17 protein-coding genes and 1 riboswitch are annotated in these 14,462 nt (G+C 64.0%); of the genes, 13 read left to right on the forward strand and 4 right to left on the reverse strand.

Translation table 11 applies throughout. The features are described 5' to 3' along the window. Positions 1-86 precede the first annotated feature (86 nt). The 4 genes from ETC27_RS11785 to ETC27_RS11800 all read left to right on the forward strand — a co-directional run bounded on the left by ETC27_RS11785 (position 87) and on the right by ETC27_RS11800 (position 2,468). Positions 87-812: a hypothetical protein gene (locus tag ETC27_RS11785; protein WP_136255209.1), complete on the forward strand. Its 726-nt coding sequence runs from the start codon at positions 87-89 to the stop codon at positions 810-812. Positions 813-892: 80 nt separating this feature from the next. Further along, positions 893-1,585 (forward strand): AbiV family abortive infection protein, encoded by a 693-nt coding sequence (locus ETC27_RS11790; RefSeq protein ID WP_205742732.1) that lies wholly within the window; start codon positions 893-895, stop codon positions 1,583-1,585. 84 nt (positions 1,586-1,669) lie between these two features. After that, positions 1,670-1,966, forward strand: a complete 297-nt coding sequence (locus ETC27_RS11795) for a DUF1889 family protein (RefSeq protein WP_136255210.1) — start codon at positions 1,670-1,672, stop codon at positions 1,964-1,966. Between the two features lie 118 nt (positions 1,967-2,084). Then, positions 2,085-2,468: a GFA family protein gene (locus tag ETC27_RS11800; RefSeq protein WP_136255211.1), complete on the forward strand. Its 384-nt coding sequence runs from the start codon at positions 2,085-2,087 to the stop codon at positions 2,466-2,468. Here ETC27_RS11800 and ETC27_RS11805 read toward each other — a convergent pair. After that, on the reverse strand, positions 2,465-3,184 hold the full coding sequence (locus tag ETC27_RS11805; RefSeq protein WP_136255212.1) for a tellurite resistance TerB family protein: 720 nt from the start codon (positions 3,182-3,184) through the stop codon (positions 2,465-2,467). The two genes, ETC27_RS11800 and ETC27_RS11805, sit on opposite strands and share 4 nt — an antisense overlap. Positions 3,185-3,274: 90 nt before the next feature. Further along, a complete protein-coding gene (gene cobO / locus ETC27_RS11810; protein ID WP_136255213.1) occupies positions 3,275-3,874 on the reverse strand; it encodes a cob(I)yrinic acid a,c-diamide adenosyltransferase in 600 nt (199 codons plus the stop codon). Positions 3,875-4,047: 173 nt separating this feature from the next. On the opposite strand from cobO, the gene ETC27_RS11815 reads away from it, so the two are divergent. Next, a complete protein-coding gene (locus ETC27_RS11815) occupies positions 4,048-5,304 on the forward strand; it encodes an NAD(P)/FAD-dependent oxidoreductase (protein ID WP_136255214.1) in 1,257 nt (418 codons plus the stop codon). Between the two features lie 86 nt (positions 5,305-5,390). Here the strand turns inward: ETC27_RS11815 and ETC27_RS11820 are convergent, their stop codons facing one another. Both ETC27_RS11820 and ETC27_RS11825 read right to left on the reverse strand, forming a co-directional pair. Next, positions 5,391-5,693 (reverse strand): winged helix-turn-helix domain-containing protein, encoded by a 303-nt coding sequence (locus tag ETC27_RS11820; RefSeq protein WP_136255215.1) that lies wholly within the window; start codon positions 5,691-5,693, stop codon positions 5,391-5,393. Between the two features lie 332 nt (positions 5,694-6,025). Continuing rightward, positions 6,026-7,636, reverse strand: coding sequence for an OpgD/OpgG family glucan biosynthesis protein (locus tag ETC27_RS11825; RefSeq protein WP_136255216.1), 1,611 nt, complete (start codon positions 7,634-7,636; stop codon positions 6,026-6,028). A 319-nt stretch (positions 7,637-7,955) separates the two neighbouring features. Here ETC27_RS11825 and cobT point away from each other — a divergent pair, with 319 nt between their 5' ends. From cobT to ETC27_RS11865, 8 genes are read left to right on the forward strand one after another with little or no spacing between them, the layout of a single operon-like run. Beyond that, complete coding sequence (cobT, locus tag ETC27_RS11830) at positions 7,956-9,029, forward strand: nicotinate-nucleotide--dimethylbenzimidazole phosphoribosyltransferase (protein ID WP_136255217.1); 1,074 nt, start codon at positions 7,956-7,958, stop codon at positions 9,027-9,029. A gap of 4 nt (positions 9,030-9,033) precedes the next feature. Next, positions 9,034-9,738: an adenosylcobinamide amidohydrolase gene (locus ETC27_RS11835; RefSeq protein ID WP_136255218.1), complete on the forward strand. Its 705-nt coding sequence runs from the start codon at positions 9,034-9,036 to the stop codon at positions 9,736-9,738. Next, positions 9,735-10,730, forward strand: a complete 996-nt coding sequence (gene cbiB / locus ETC27_RS11840) for an adenosylcobinamide-phosphate synthase CbiB (protein ID WP_136255219.1) — start codon at positions 9,735-9,737, stop codon at positions 10,728-10,730. The genes ETC27_RS11835 and cbiB overlap by 4 nt, the downstream gene beginning before the upstream one ends. Then, positions 10,727-11,818, forward strand: coding sequence for a threonine-phosphate decarboxylase CobD (cobD, locus tag ETC27_RS11845; RefSeq protein WP_136255220.1), 1,092 nt, complete (start codon positions 10,727-10,729; stop codon positions 11,816-11,818). The genes cbiB and cobD overlap by 4 nt, the downstream gene beginning before the upstream one ends. Beyond that, a complete protein-coding gene (locus ETC27_RS11850) occupies positions 11,815-12,369 on the forward strand; it encodes a bifunctional adenosylcobinamide kinase/adenosylcobinamide-phosphate guanylyltransferase (RefSeq protein WP_136255221.1) in 555 nt (184 codons plus the stop codon). The genes cobD and ETC27_RS11850 overlap by 4 nt, the downstream gene beginning before the upstream one ends. Then, positions 12,366-13,124, forward strand: a complete 759-nt coding sequence (gene cobS / locus ETC27_RS11855) for an adenosylcobinamide-GDP ribazoletransferase (protein WP_136255222.1) — start codon at positions 12,366-12,368, stop codon at positions 13,122-13,124. Before ETC27_RS11850 ends, cobS begins: the two co-directional genes overlap by 4 nt. Further along, entirely contained in the window at positions 13,076-13,726 is a 651-nt protein-coding gene (locus ETC27_RS11860; RefSeq protein WP_136255223.1) for a histidine phosphatase family protein, read from the forward strand. Before cobS ends, ETC27_RS11860 begins: the two co-directional genes overlap by 49 nt. Further along, positions 13,678-14,133, forward strand: a complete 456-nt coding sequence (locus ETC27_RS11865) for a bifunctional adenosylcobinamide kinase/adenosylcobinamide-phosphate guanylyltransferase (RefSeq protein ID WP_136255224.1) — start codon at positions 13,678-13,680, stop codon at positions 14,131-14,133. Before ETC27_RS11860 ends, ETC27_RS11865 begins: the two co-directional genes overlap by 49 nt. A 20-nt stretch (positions 14,134-14,153) precedes the next feature. After that, a riboswitch (cobalamin riboswitch) is annotated at positions 14,154-14,383 on the forward strand. The last annotated feature ends 79 nt before the right edge of the window (positions 14,384-14,462 follow it).

Here is a 14,462-nt window from a genome sequence, read left to right on the forward strand (position 1 = left end):
CAGCCTGATGGGCGGCTTAGTCCAACAGGCATTTATACGCCATGCTCCGCACGGCGAAGAAATGCTGAACAGTTAGGTTCTTTTCTATGAAACTAAGCGTCAGCAACGTCATTATTGGCCTGGGGGGCGGGCTTGCGGGTGTCGGTGGCATGGTAGGGGGAGTACTTGTTTTCGGCGAGTCCGAGGCCATCCGGGTGATTCAGGCGCTCGGTTCTCTTGCGGTCGCATGTAGTGCCGTGGTGGCTTACAGACTCTATGTAGCAAATACCAAACGTCACGAGCAAGAAGATGCGCGCGCTCATTCAGGGGCATTTCTTGAAGAGTCGAAACAGATTCTTGAGCGCGCCTATGAGGTTTTCTCTGGTTCGGGGAAGCTTGTGCCAGCCAACGATCGGCTCATTTGGCTATCGATTGCCAGAATGCTGCTGCGATACCAAGCCTTGAAGGTCCACATAACCGAGCTGGACCATAGGCAGATCATGGGAGAAAATGAAGAATATCAAAGACTACGCTTTTATGTGTTGCTAGATCGGTGCAAGGATGAGCTCGATCGAGACTATTTCCAAGGGCGAGAAGACCACCCGCATGGTGGTGAAGAAATTGATAAACGGTCTATAGCTATTATCTTTAACTTCACAAAATGGCCTGATGATCGGCCCGATCCAATAGATGATGTCGATGATATTGAATTGTTCGCTCAAGGCTCAGTTCCCATTGCTTTTCACGGTGTAGAGGCTCACTTGAGCCGGCGCCAAGAGTATTGGGAGGCTATTCAGGCCAGAAAACGTGAGCTTCGTGATGTGAGAACCTAACAAATCGCTGCAGTTGACCGTCCAAACCGCTGTCGCACTTCGGACGGCAACTTAGCTTAGGCGTTAAACGGATGAGGCTCGTGTCGAAGAAACTGCCAAGTTATAAAGGAAAGTTAAGTTTCTCGCAGATAGCCGAAGGCATGACTGCTGCGTCGGAAAATGCGGCGCGCTTGGCGCAAGATGCCAAGTTTCTTCTTGAAGCTGGACGGCTTCCGACAGCTTGTTCTCTAGCAGCCCTTTCTATCGAAGAGTCAGGAAAGGTCTCAATACTTCGTGCCATGTCGCTGGCGCGTGACGACAATGACCGCAAGGAAGAATGGAAGCGGTACCGCTCTCACACCAACAAGAATGTGCAGTGGATTTTTCCGCAGCTAGTGGCTGAAGGAGCAAGAAGGCTAGACGACTTTCGTCCACTATTCGATAAAGATGCGGAGCATCCATACCTTTTGGATCAGGTTAAGCAGCTCGGGTTTTATACGGACTGTCTTGGTAATAAGGGACATTGGTCAATTCCTGACGAAGTGATTGATGGTGAGTTGGCCGACCAGTTGGTTTCTACGGCCGAGCTGCTGTCTTCGGCGTCGCCTACGTCGGAGCGTGAGATTGAATTGTGGGTCGAGCATGTCGGTCCTGTCTGGAAAAAAGACCTGAACTGGATGAAGCGTGCAGTGGCAAATTGGTACGAAGCCATTCAGCGGGAAGGCTTAAAACCGGAAGGTGCAAGTAGTATGGAGAATTTTCTACATGGCGGGATTGATCCAGAAGACGTTTAACTAGGCGGTCAACCGGACCGCTTTTTCGCTGGCGCTACAAAGCGTCCGATTACCTCTGCTTTATGCAGATGCATAGGAGAATACATGGACAAAATGTTGGAAAAAGCCTTTGAGTCACTATCTGTTTCATGTAATAAGTCAGGATTGCATGCTTTAGACGAGGATAATATCAAGGTAACGTTGCGAACTCTTCAAAAAAACGGGGTGCCCATCGACATTAATTCTCTAGATTCTTGGTTGGTTGACAATAACTGGCAACAGACTCCTCGAAAAGCCATTGTTTTCTGGGCAAAAGCAGTTTCGAGAGGTGGTCGTGTCCAAGTAAAAAACAAAGAAAGTGCTCCCACGGAAAAAGAAGTTTGGGAACGGCTAAATGCATAACAAATGCAGGCATGGCGACGCCCATTACATTGCGCCTTCGGCTTCATTCCATGGGCGCGCATGCTGCAAGCGGTCGCCGTCACACTGGCAACATCATTGTTGATCAACGGAGTGCATCATGAGCAACGGACCCTTCTACCAGGGCGGCTGTGGCTGTGGCGCGGTGTCGCTGATGGCCACCGGCACGCCGCTTGGTACAGTGAATTGCGACTGTGGGGATTGCCGCAAGGCCGATGGTTCAGCCACAGCTTTGATGTTCTGGCCGGAGGTCGCCGTGCAGTTTGCCGCAGGGCTCGATGAGCTTGAGCGGCACCATGCGAGCCACGGCGGCGACCAGTATCGATGCAGGCACTGTGAAGAATGGGTGCTTACTGTCCACGAGCAGGCCTGCATCATGGAGCTGCCGCGCGAGGTGTTGCCCGAGGTGACCGAACCTGTGGTCGATGGTACGGCCTTGCTGGTTCGGCTCGGCCACCGTCGGGGTAAGCCTGCGGTCAACTAGCCCTGTGTGGCGCCGACGGCCTGACGCTCTAGCTCGGCGCTCATCTCGGCATCCAGCCCCAAGGCCGCGGCCAACTGATCGAGCCAGGCGCGCTCCATGGGGTTCTGGTCGTCGATGATCGCCACGCTGGCAAGATAGATCTCCCGGGCGGCCTGGGGCGAGTCGGCCTGCTGGGCCAGCGCTTCGGCATCCAGCGGGGCCTGAAACTGTCGTTCGACCCAGGCTTGCAGCTCAGCGTCGGCGCCCAGCGCTTCTATCTGTTCACTGATCTGGCTGCGTTCGGCCTCGTCGATATGACCATCGGCGCGGGCCGCCATGATCATTGCCTGCAGGATCTCCAGGCTGCGCTGTTCCTGGGCCCGGCCATCCAGGTCGTCGATGGGAGCGCCTTCTTGAGCGGCATCGCCACCGGCCTGGCGATTCTGCCACGCCTTCCAGGCGAGCACGCCGACGCCGGCAATGGCGCCGTACTTGAGTGCCTTGCCGCCCATCTTGCGGCCGCGTTTGGAACCGATCAGCGCGCCCATGGCGCCGCCACCGAGCAGGCTCTTGACGTCGAAGCCGCCGCTGGATGCGCCATCCTTGCCGCTATTGCCGCCGAACTGAGAGGACAGCCCCTTCACCAGTTGCTGGGCGTCGAAGCCACCGCCGCCGCTGGCGTTGCTCTGGCCGCCGGCCTGCTTCATCAGTTGATCGAGGATTCCCTTGGCATTCATGGTCGTCTCCATTTCCGAATGGGGCCAGCTCGGCCTGTGAGGCGAGGGCATCGTCATGTCTGAGCCGCAGACAGCAAGAAAGTTCGTGGCTCAGTAGTCGATGCCGCGACGCGCCTTTAGGCCTGCATTGAAGGCGTGGCGTGTCTCCTGCATCTCGGTAATCGTATCGGCCATCGCCACCACGTCGCGATTGGCGTTGCGCCCTGTGACGATCACCGTCTGCTCCGCTGGGCGGTTCTTGAGCGCGGTGATTACCTCGGCGACATCCAGATAGCCGAACTTGAGCATGTAGGTAATCTCGTCAAGGACGACCAGATAAACCTCGGGATCCTCGAGCATGCGCTTCGCTTCCTGCCAGACTTCCTGGCAGGCCTTCGTATCGCTCTCTCGGTTCTGCGTGTCCCAGGTGAAACCGGTGGCCATGATGGCGACTTCGAGGTTGGCATCGGCCTCAAGCCGCTCGCGCTCGCCACATTCCCACAGCCCCTTGATGAACTGGATCACACCGACCTTATACCCGTAGCCCAGCGCGCGGGTGACGGTCCCCCAGGCGGCTGTGGTCTTGCCTTTGCCGTTGCCGGTGAACACCAGCAAGAGGCCACGCTCTTCGGTCGCGCTGGCGACCTTGTCGTCCACATGGTCCTTGAGTTTCTGCATCGACTGCTGATGGCGCGTATCGCGATCGGTCATGAAGTCTCCGGCGGTAAAGGTAAGTCCTGAAGCTTACGCGAGCACTGACATGGCGTCAGCCGTCCCGTCTTCTAGCTGGCCCCGTCCTGATCGGTCTGGCATGCGTCGGTGTATGCCCTAGAATGGAGAATCCGGTGGATGCCGGTTGTCTTCCTTCACGGTCAGGAGTGCGCATGTCCAAGGAATCTGATGTCAGCGATACGATTGTTCTGGGGGCTGGCATGGTCGGGGTCTCGATTGCCTACCATCTGGCCAAGCGGGGGCGCTCAGTGGTGCTGGTCGACCGCCGGGAGCCGGGCCATGAGACCTCGTTCGGCAATGCCGGCATCATCCAGCGTGAAGCCGTGGCGCCTTATCCCTTCCCGCGTGACGCCAAGACCCTGATGCAGGTCGTGCCCAACCGGCGCGTGGACATTCGCTATCGGCCCACCGGCATGCTGGAGTCGGCCAGCGCGTTATTTCATTACTGGCAGAACTCGGCGCCTGCGCCTTACGCCCGCATCCTGCCGGAATATGCCTCCCTGATCGGATTGTCGACCCAGGAACATGCGCCGATGATCGCCGCGGCCGGGGCCGATGCCCTGGTCAGCCGTGATGGCTGGCTGGAACTCTATCGTACACACGAGGCCTTTGAGTCACGTCTGGCCAAGGTCGAGCCGCTCGCCAAGCGCTTTGGCCTCACCTATGAGCGGCTCGATCGGGCGGCACTCGTCGAGCAGGAGCCGGATCTTTCCCAGGATGCCATCGGCGCGATTCTGTGGCGGGATAGCTGGACCGTCGCCGACCCTGGTGGCTTGGTCGCCGCCTATGCCGAGGCCTTCAAGGCGTTAGGGGGCCGGGTCATCAAGGCTAGCGTCGAATCGGTCGAACAGAGCGCTGAAGGCTGGCAAGTGGAGACTGACGCTGGCTCCCTGGAGGCCGCTGAGCTGGTGATGGCGATGGGCCCCTGGTCGGGAGACTGGCTGAGTCGCCTGGGCTATCGGCTGCCACTGTTCGTCAAGCGCGGCTACCACATGCATTACGCGCTAAAGGAAGGGCACACACTCAAGCATTGGGTCATGGATGCCGAGGTCGGCTATCTGCTGGCGCCGATGCGTGCCGGCGTGCGCCTGACCACCGGCGCCGAGTTGGCGAACCGCGATGCGCCGCCGGATCTCGACCAGTTGGGCGCCGCCGAGGCCGTAGCCCGCCAGCTGGTGCCATTGGGAGAAAGGCGCGACGAGACGCCCTGGAAGGGCGCCCGGCCCTGTACCTCGGACATGAAGCCGGTGATCGGCCCGGCGCCGTCGCACAAGGGGCTGTGGTTCGCCTTCGGCCATGGGCATCAGGGCTTCACCCTGGGGCCAGCTACCGGGCGGCTGCTCGGCGAGATGATGGATGGTGAATCGCCGGCCATCGACATGGCGCCTTTTCGTGCGGATCGCTTCTAGAAGAATCGCTCGGCGAAGAAATGAGTACCCACTGAGCCGGGCGCTTCCGTTCCCGGTTTCCAGTTCCCCGTTATCTGCCGTCAGGCTCAGGGGTAGCCCAGTGCCGTCTTGATGGCCGCTTGATGACGGGCGACCCACTCGGGATCGATGGCGCCCCAGTCACGGATCACGTAGCGACCGATATTATGGCGCTCGCCTGCGCCTGGCTCGAACTGGCAGTCAATGTCCAGTTCGGCCAGGGCCGTAATGGTGTCCTGGGCCGTTCGCCTTGGCATGCCGGTGGCCTCGGTGAGGGCGGGTACGCTGGCGACGCCCTGGTCGATCAGGTAGGCCACGTAGAGGCGGCGATAGAAACTGGTCTTGGTCTTGCTTAGGGATGTGGCTGACATCGGTACTCCTGGCAACGAGTGGCTTGCTTATCCTACCCGAGGTGCTAAGCGCGTAAAGCGCTTCACTCGACGCACGGCGCTCTTCACTGAACTTACGTCTCTTGCGCTTCCCTCAGCCAACTGTCTTCGGCCACCTGACTCATGGTATGGGCGTGGGGCATCTGTCGCGTCGCGAGCGAGGGCGAGCGATCATGGATAGCCCTGCCTTGAGGTATGAGGAAGGGGCATGCTGGTGTCGCTCATTGCGGTAAGGAGGCCGCAATGAGCGACACCATGCTACCCGTCGGGCATCGTCGGCCTTGAGCACCGTGAATGCCGAGCGTGAGGGCGGCTCACAGATGCGCCGGGTTGTGCAGGTCCCGCTCATCAGCGGGCGGTGGCGTCCATTGATAGATCCAGGTCTCGGTCAGCGGCTGGCCATCGCCCTCCAGGTAGAGGCGCAGGTTGATGGGCTCGGTACCGTCATCCGGAGGCACGACATCGAACATGGCGCGGTAGCCCTGAATTTCCTCGAGAGGGCGCGCTGAGGTGATCTCGACACGCCCGGCTGAGGCTTCGATGACTGGCTCGACATTGATGTTGGCGTGCTCATCCAAGGGGAAGGGCCCGCCCTGGAATTCGACCACGAAGCGCCAGCTGAAGTATTCACGGGGCTGGCCAACGACGCCGCCCAGGCCGGTGCGGGTCGCGGTGCAGCGCGCCAGTGGTGACTGATGCGGAGGCAAAGGCTGCCAGTAGATGCGATATCCGAAGCGCATTTCCTGGCCGGGCTGTACGGGAGCTTCGGGATGCCAGAAGGCGGCGATGTTGTCGAAGGTTTCGTCGAGAGCCGGTATCTCGACCAGCTGCACTGAACCGGCTCCCCAGTCGCTCTTGGGCTCGATCCATACACTGGGGCGCCGGTTATAGAAGACCCCGTCGTCCTGGTAATGGTCGAAGTCATGATCACGTTGGACCAGCCCGAAGCCGCGGGGGTTAGCGTCGGCATAGGCGTTGAAGCGCAGCTGACGCGGGTTGGTCAGTGGGCGCCACAGCCATTCGCCTTCGCCGGTGTGTATCGCCAGCCCGTCTGAGTCGTGGATCTCGGGGCGCCAGTCCCAGCCAGCGTCACGGTCGTTCTCGCCGATCAGGTACATGCTGGTCAGCGGGGCGATGCCCAGGCGCTCGATGCCCTGTCGCGGATAGAGGGCGGCGTCCACGTCCATGACCACGCCGGCCTCCGGGTTACTGATGCGAAACCGGTAGGCGCCAGTGATGCTTTTGGACTCGAGTAGCGCATAGACATTGACGACGTCATCGTCCCCTTCGGGTTGCTCGAGCCAGAAGCGCGTGAAGTCCGGAAACTCCTCGGGGCGGTTCATGGCGGTATTGATCGCCAGGCCGCGCGCCGACATGCCGTACTGCAGAGAGTCGCTGACGGCACGGAAGTAGCTGGCGCCCAGGAAGGCCGCGATATCGCGCTTCCAGTTGTCACGGTGGTGGAGCCGAAAGCCGGCAAAGCCCAAGTCTTCGGACAGCGCATCGCTGTTGATGCCCGAGCCCTTGAACTCGAACATTTCTGGGTCATAGGAAATCTCCCGGGCCCGGCCATCGCGGAGGGTGTAGATCCTGACGGGTTTCTTGAAACCGCGCCCCAGATGGAAGAGTTGTGCCTGGAAGGTCGCGTCGTCGGTGTCGCTCCAGAGGGCCTTGTCTGGTCGAAAGCCGATGGCCTGGTACTGATCCCAGTTCAGGCCCTGAAGCGTGGTTGGCAACTCGGCCGTGGTGGTTCGCGGAGGCTGCTCGGCAAGGTGGCGGGCCAGGCCTTTTAGCCACGCATAGTCGAAGTTTTCCTCGGGGCCAAGGGAAGCACCACTTTGCTCGACGGCAGCGAACAGGGTAGATACGGGCAGAAAGGCGCCACCGAGTACGGTAGCGGTCTTCAAGAAATCGCGTCGGTTCATCCTCGTCTTCCTGAAAAGTCGTGAATTCCATTCGTCGCTAAGCGTTGCCGAGCGGACAGGGTCGCGGGGCAATGCTCCCATCCAACCGCCGGCAGTCTCAGTGACAGACGAATAAACGCTTGGGTTCCGCGCGGCGCTGGACGAATTCAGCGCCGCGCGGCAAGGAGCGGCTGATGAGGAAGGCCTGGGTAGCCGAATTTTCTTGTGATTATGTGGATCTTAAACAGAGTAGTGGCTGGCGAGCAGGCTGAGCGGACGGGCCGAGCCGGCAGGCCTCTGGTAAGATGCGGGGCCCGAAAAGGACGTCCGGAGATGCCCCGTGAATGATCTATCGCCGCTGATCCCGCCCCTCGACACGGCTTGTGCCGAGCGGGTCGGCCGCTATCTCGATACCCTCACCAAGCCCCCGGGGAGCCTTGGCCGTCTCGAGTCGCTGGCGGTCGAGCTGGCCGGCATGACCGGCGACGACTTTCCGAGCGTGACGCCACCCGGCGTGGTGGTCTTCGCCGCCGATCATGGTGTGGCGCATGAAGGCGTCTCGGCCTTTCCCCAGGCCGTGACCGCCCAGATGGTCGCCAACTTCGTCGCCGGCGGCGCGGCCATCAACGTCTTTGCGCGGCAGATCAGCGCCCGGCTCGAGGTGGTCGATGTCGGGGTGACGGAAGACCTGTCACACGTGACGTCCGAGGCGCTATCGGCGCCGAGCATCGTGCATGACAAGGTGCGCCCGGGAACCGGCAACCTGGCGCGTGAAGACGCCATGTCGCGCGACGAGGCGCGCTCGGCCATCGAGGTCGGCCGGCGCGCCGCCGAACGTGCCGTCCAGAGCGGCTGTCGCTGCCTGATCGTCGGCGAGATGGGCATCGCCAACACTACCGCCAGCAGCGCCATGCTGGCGGTCCTGAGTGGCCTGCCGGTGGCCGAGCTGGTGGGGCCGGGGACCGGCGTGGTTGGGAAGGCCCTGGCCCACAAGCGCTCGGTCATCGAGGCGGCGATCGTTGCCCGCGCTGCCGACCCCGACGATCCTCTGGACGTGCTGGCGCGCCTCGGCGGGCTCGAGATCGCGGCCATGGTGGGCGCCTACCTGGGCGCCGCCGCCAACCGCCTGCCGATCCTCGTCGATGGTTTCATCGCCACCGTCGCGGCCCTCACCGCCTGTCGCCTCGAGCCGGCATTGCGCCCCTACCTGATATTTGGCCACCGCTCCCACGAGCCCGGGCATGCGCTGGCGCTTGGGGCACTTGACGCCGAGCCGCTGCTGGACCTTTCCCTGCGGCTGGGCGAGGGCAGCGGCGCGGCCCTGGCGTTCCCCTTGCTCGAGGCGGCGAGCGCCATGCTCTGCGAGATGGCGACCTTCTCCGATGCTGGCGTCGATAACCGTGAGGCCCGCTGAGCCGATGGCGGCCGCGTGCCGCTCGCCCGGCTCGTGGCTGGAGGTGGGAGGCGGCCTCGCGCTTGCTCGAGATGCCGGCTGCGTGCACTTCCATCATGAGACGCCGCTGCGCACCCTGAGCAGTGCCCTGGTCGGGCTGGGACTCGGCTGGTCGCGAGACATCTGCAATTTTTACGTCGACAAGGACTATGCCGGTCAGGCGCCCCGGGCCGATTTGCAGGGCTGGCTGACCGCGCGTGGTCTTGAGGCCGAGGACTGCGTGGCGATGATGACCGCGGTACCCCTGGCGCATCTGGCCCTCGAGGAGGCCCACGCCGGCGAGCGACGGGTGCTGGTCGCGGTCACCGCGGGAGTCGGCAATGCCGTGGATATCACCGCCCCGGTGCGGGACGACCCGCGCCTGGTCGCCGGCACCATCAACATCCAGGTGTTCATCGATGGCCATCTCGACGATGGCGCCCTGGTCAATGCCGTCCAGTCGGCCAGCGAGGCCAAGGTGCGGGCCCTTGATGCGCTGGGCATCCGGGATCCGCTCTCAGATACGCCGGCCACCGGCACCTCCACCGATTGCCTGGTCATCGCCGCCACCCAGCGCGGGGGTGTGACGCCCTATGCGGGCTCGGGCACGCTGCTAGGGCGGGCCATCGGGGGCGGTGTGTTTCGGGCCATTCAGGCGTCTCTGGCCATGGCGGGGGAGGCCGCGCCATGAGCCTGGCGCTTCCGGCCTTCGAGCCCCTGTCCCAGGCTCTGCTGGCCCTTGTCATTGCGGCGATGCTGCTCGATCTGGTGCTTGGCGACCCTGCCTGGCTGCCGCATCCGGTGGTCGGTATCGGTCGGGTAATCGCTCGGCTCGAGCGGGCCTGGAACCACTGGCCCGCCGCCGATCGCCGGCGCCACGGCCGCTGGTTGACGGTGCTGGTGGTGGGCGGTACCTGGAGCATCACCTGGAGCCTGTTGGCGGCTCTCGCCTGGGCAAGCCCCTGGTTGGCCGTGGTCACGGAGCTTGGCCTCTTGGCCACGACCTTGGCGGCGAAGGGGCTCGCCCAGGCCGCCCGAGCGGTGGCCGAGCCCCTGACGCGGGGCGATATGGCCGCGGCCCGCCAGGCGCTTGCCATGATCGTCGGTCGCGATACGGCGACGCTCGACGAGAGCGAGCTTGCTCGGGGCGCGGTGGAGACCGTCGCCGAGAACACCGTGGATGGCATCACCGCGCCGCTGTTCTGGGCGCTGCTCGGCGGCGCGCCGCTGGCGCTTGCCTACAAGGCCACCAATACGCTGGATTCCATGGTTGGCTATCGCAACCCGCGCTTTGAAGATTTCGGCCGCGCCTCGGCCCGCCTCGACGATGCCGTCAACTGGCTGCCGGCCCGCCTGACAGTGCTGTCACTGTGGCTGGCCGCCTGGCTGATTCCCGGCAGCCGCCTGGCCGGGGCGCTGGCGACCACGCGTCGCGAGGCGCCACGCCACCCGAGCCCCAATGCGGGCTGGCCGGAAGCCATGGTGGCTAACCTGATGGGCGTGCGGCTTGGCGGCCTTAACCACTACGCCGGCCGTCCCTCGCCGCGTGCCACCCTGGGCACGCCCCAGGAGACGCTTACCGCTGGCCATATCGAGCGGGCGATCACGTATATGCACGGCGCCTGGCTGGTCTTCCTGCTGCTAGCCACGCCTCTGGTGTTGCTGCGGGAGTGGTTGATATGAAGGCGGCGAACCCGCAAGACTGGCCTGAGCACGGCGGCCGCCGGACGGCCTTGCTCAAGCACTTTGGCCTGCCGCCAGATCAGCCGCTGATCGATTTCAGCGCCAACCTCAATCCGCTGGGCCCGCCGGCCTGGCTGGGAGAGTGGCTGAGCGGTGCCGCCCCTCGGCTTGCCGCTTATCCGAATCCGGATGATGAGGCGCCGGCGCGGGCCATCGCCGAGCGCGAAGGGCTCACGCCCGAGCAGGTGTTGGTGACCAATGGCGGTGCCGAGGCGATCTATCTGGCGGCGGCTCTGCATGCCGGCGGCCATGCCTTGATCGTCGAGCCGACCTTCAGCGAGTACCGCCTCGCCTGTGCGCATTATGGCCTTACGGTCGAGTCGCTTGCGCTGTATGGCGAAGACTTCGCGCTCGACCTCGGCGCGGCAGAGCGCGCCATGCAGGGGGCCGCGGTGCTCTTCCTGTGTCGCCCCAACAATCCGACCGGTACGCTGATGCCTCGCGAGTCCCTCGAGCGCCTGCTGGCGAGAGGCCGTGAAACGGGCACGACCCTGGTGGTCGATGAGGCCTTCATCGATTTCAGTGATGAGGCGTCGCTCACGCCGCTGCTGGCCGGGGCGTCGAATCTTCTGCTGCTGCGCTCGCTGACCAAGCTCTATGATCTGCCGGGCCTGCGGCTTGGCTACCTGCTCGGTGCGCCAGGCTTGGTGCGAAAGGCGCGTGAGCGCCAGATGCCCTGGAGCGTCAATGCCCTGGCGCTGGGGCTGGTGGCGCCGCTGCTGGCCGATGCCGATTACCTGAGCCGCACCCGGGCCTGGCTTGCCGGAGTGCGCCCGGCCGTGCCCGAGGCGGTGCGCGTGCTGGGCTATGCGGTGCCGGCCACCCAGGCCAACTTTTTTCTGTTACGCAGCGGGCAAGACGCGACCGAGGCGGAGGCACTGTTCGCCTTCCTGCTGTGCCGTGGCCTGCTGGCCCGACATACTCACAATTTTCCCGGCCTCGACGGCCACTGGCTGCGCCTGGCCATGCGCGACGGCCCGGATAACGCACGCTTGCTCGAGGCGCTGGCCGCCTGGAGACGGCCATGATTGCTTTTGTTTCGGGTGGCGCGCGCTCCGGCAAGAGTGCGGTGGCCGAGGAACTGGCCCGGGCGTGGCGATCGCCCGCGCCCGGCGGCCTGGTCTATCTTGCCACGGCGCGGGTCGGTGACGACGAGATGGCAGCCCGCGTGGCCCGTCATCGTCGCGAGCGGGGAGCGGGCTGGCTGACGCTGGAGGCCCCGCTGGAGCTCGCTGCCGCCCTGGAGCGGGTCCCCGACGGCGCCAGCGTGCTGCTCGATTGCCTGACCCTGTGGTCAAGCCAGCTGATGTTCGAAGCCGGCCTGACAGAGGCGCAGGGGCGCGCGAGGCTCCAACGCCTGCTCGATTTAGCCCGCCGCCGGGGTATCACGCTGGTGGTGGTCTCCAACGACCTCAACGAGGACTTGCCGCCCTCGGATGCGCTGGTGTGGCGCTACCTGGCCTTCCTGCAGCGCCTGCACCGAGACCTCGCCGGCCAAGCCGACCGGGTGATCGAGGTGATGGCCGGCCAATCGATCGAATGGAAGCCCCTCATTGAGGGCGAAGGAGAACGTGCATGAAGGAGGCGCTCTTCGGCACACTGCTGGCGATCCAGTTCCTGACGCGAGTGCCGGTGCCAGTGGTCTGTCCTTGGACGCCGGGCACCCGGCGCTGGGCGGCCCGGGCCTATCCGCTGGTGGGGGTGCTGCTCGGCGGCCTGGTGGCCGCGATCGGCGTCGCCTTGCAGCCGCTGCTGCCCACCCCGATGCTGGCCCTCTTGCTGCTCAGCCTGTGGGTGGCGCTGAGTGGAGGGCTGCATCTGGATGGCCTGATGGATCTCGCGGATGCCCTGGGCAGTAACGCGCCGCTGGAGCGGCGCTGGGCCATCATGAAAGATTCACAGATCGGCAGCTTCGCCATGCTGGCGCTGATTTTTCAGCTGGCCTGGAAGGCCATGCTGCTATGGGCGCTGCTCGAGGCGGGCGCCAGCCCCTGGTGGCTGGTGCCGATCGCGGCCCTGGGACGCTTGGGCGGCGTCTGCCTGCTGGTTTGTATGCCGGCGGCCCGCCCCGAGGGCCTGGCTCACGCTTGGCAGCAGAGCCTCGGCGGGCGCGATCTCGTTCTGGCGGCGTTGCTGCCACTGTTGGGACTCCTCGTCATCTCGGGGATGGCCTGGCTGGTAGCAGGCCTCGCCATCTTTATCATCATCTATGGCCTGGCGGTGCGCCGGGCTTTCGGCGGCATCAACGGCGATATCGTTGGCGCCGCCATCGAGGGAGGAGAGTTATGGCTGCTGCTGATCGCCTGGAGCTGGTGGTCGTTCGTCATGGCCTGACGAGTTGGAACCTGGAGCGTCGCTATCAGGGCCATCAGGACATTCCGCTGCTGCTGCCCGAGGCAGTGCCCGACCTGGACCGGCTGCGCGATGCCCTGGCAGCGCTCGAGTTCGATGCCGTGCATTGCAGCGACCTGACCCGCTGTCGCCAGACGCTTACCCATCTGCGCGAGGGCCTTGTCCATGATGGCCAGCGGGAGACGCCGCGCGTCGATGCGCGCCTGCGTGAGCTGAACTTCGGCGACTACGAAGGCCGTACCTGGGCCGCACTGAAGGACGCCCCCGACTACCGGGCCTGGGTCGACAGCCATGGTCGGCTGCCCACCCCGGGCGGCGAGTCGGCGGATGATCTCTGGGCGCGGCTATCCACCTGGCTCGAGGAGGTGTTGGCCGAGGCCCGCGAGGCCCGGCATCGTCGCGTGTTGGCCGTCAGCCATGGCGGTGCCATCCGCGAGCTGCGTCATCGCCTTGAGGCGACAGACTTCTGGGACGGCGTAGTCGGCCAAGCCCAGGGGCGCTGCTTCATTTTCACTCACGAGGAGGACGGCTGGACATGCAGCTCTTCATCGGTGGTGCCTGCGCCGGCAAAGGCGACATCGTAACGACGCGCTTTCCCGGTGCCCTATGGCTAAAGGCGGGTGAGGGCGGTGGGCTTAGCGGCTGGCGCGACCGGCTCACGCCGGGCCGACCCCTGGTGATAAGCGGATGGAGTGGCTGGCTGTCCAACGCCCTGGCCGATGAAGGCGACGGCGACCGGCTACGAGGGCGGTTGGTCGATGAGCTCAAGGCGATGGTCGAGTCCGAGAGACAGGGGCATGGCGAGATCGTGCTGATCCTGCCGGAGATGGGGCGGGGCATCGTGCCTATGGCGGTCGAGGATCGACGCCTGCGCGACCTGGCCGGCTGGCTGTCTCAGGACGCCGCGGCCCATGCCGAGGCGGTCTGGTATGTGCGCCACGGGCTGGCGCGCTGCCTCTACCAGAGCGCCCCGGCGGGGAATTCGCGTTGACTCGCCTACCCCCGGTTGCTAGCTTACGCGCACTCAAAGGTGACCCAGGGCCGCGCAGACGGGCCGGGTTTAAACGGGAAGTTGGTGACACCTTCGTCAATCCGACGCTGCCCCCGCAACGGTGATCGAGTCAAGGCCCGCCACTATCGTAAGCGATAGGCCACTGTGCTCAAGCATGGGAAGGCGGCGGTCTCGAGGTGTTCGCGCCTCACTCGTCAGCCCGGAGACCGGCCTTCGAGCGCATGCCAGGACGCGGAGGGCGATCCGGGGGCAAGGGTGACTCGCCGCCGACAGGCCGCCGACCGTTCTTCCTCTGATCCCATCCCGCC

The sequence above is a fragment of the Onishia niordana genome, from assembly GCF_004798965.1.
In the GTDB taxonomy this organism is placed as follows: domain Bacteria; phylum Pseudomonadota; class Gammaproteobacteria; order Pseudomonadales; family Halomonadaceae; genus Onishia; species Onishia niordana.

What these genes read in the sequence shown, in the direction of transcription:
- ETC27_RS11860 (WP_136255223.1), top strand. Translation starts at nt 13,076, where the DNA reads ATGGCTGCTGCTGATCGCCTGGAGCTGGTGGTCGTTCGTCATGGCCTG.
- ETC27_RS11795 (WP_136255210.1), top strand. Translation starts at nt 1,670, where the DNA reads ATGGACAAAATGTTGGAAAAAGCCTTTGAGTCACTATCTGTTTCATGT.
- cbiB (WP_136255219.1), top strand. Translation starts at nt 9,735, where the DNA reads ATGAGCCTGGCGCTTCCGGCCTTCGAGCCCCTGTCCCAGGCTCTGCTG.
- cobS (WP_136255222.1), top strand. Translation starts at nt 12,366, where the DNA reads ATGAAGGAGGCGCTCTTCGGCACACTGCTGGCGATCCAGTTCCTGACG.
- ETC27_RS11800 (WP_136255211.1), top strand. Translation starts at nt 2,085, where the DNA reads ATGAGCAACGGACCCTTCTACCAGGGCGGCTGTGGCTGTGGCGCGGTG.
- ETC27_RS11820 (WP_136255215.1), bottom strand. Translation starts at nt 5,693, where the DNA reads ATGTCAGCCACATCCCTAAGCAAGACCAAGACCAGTTTCTATCGCCGC.
- ETC27_RS11815 (WP_136255214.1), top strand. Translation starts at nt 4,048, where the DNA reads ATGTCCAAGGAATCTGATGTCAGCGATACGATTGTTCTGGGGGCTGGC.
- ETC27_RS11850 (WP_136255221.1), top strand. Translation starts at nt 11,815, where the DNA reads ATGATTGCTTTTGTTTCGGGTGGCGCGCGCTCCGGCAAGAGTGCGGTG.
- ETC27_RS11785 (WP_136255209.1), top strand. Translation starts at nt 87, where the DNA reads ATGAAACTAAGCGTCAGCAACGTCATTATTGGCCTGGGGGGCGGGCTT.
- ETC27_RS11825 (WP_136255216.1), bottom strand. Translation starts at nt 7,636, where the DNA reads ATGAACCGACGCGATTTCTTGAAGACCGCTACCGTACTCGGTGGCGCC.
- ETC27_RS11805 (WP_136255212.1), bottom strand. Translation starts at nt 3,184, where the DNA reads ATGAATGCCAAGGGAATCCTCGATCAACTGATGAAGCAGGCCGGCGGC.
- ETC27_RS11865 (WP_136255224.1), top strand. Translation starts at nt 13,678, where the DNA reads ATGCAGCTCTTCATCGGTGGTGCCTGCGCCGGCAAAGGCGACATCGTA.
- cobO (WP_136255213.1), bottom strand. Translation starts at nt 3,874, where the DNA reads ATGACCGATCGCGATACGCGCCATCAGCAGTCGATGCAGAAACTCAAG.
- ETC27_RS11835 (WP_136255218.1), top strand. Translation starts at nt 9,034, where the DNA reads ATGGCGGCCGCGTGCCGCTCGCCCGGCTCGTGGCTGGAGGTGGGAGGC.
- cobD (WP_136255220.1), top strand. Translation starts at nt 10,727, where the DNA reads ATGAAGGCGGCGAACCCGCAAGACTGGCCTGAGCACGGCGGCCGCCGG.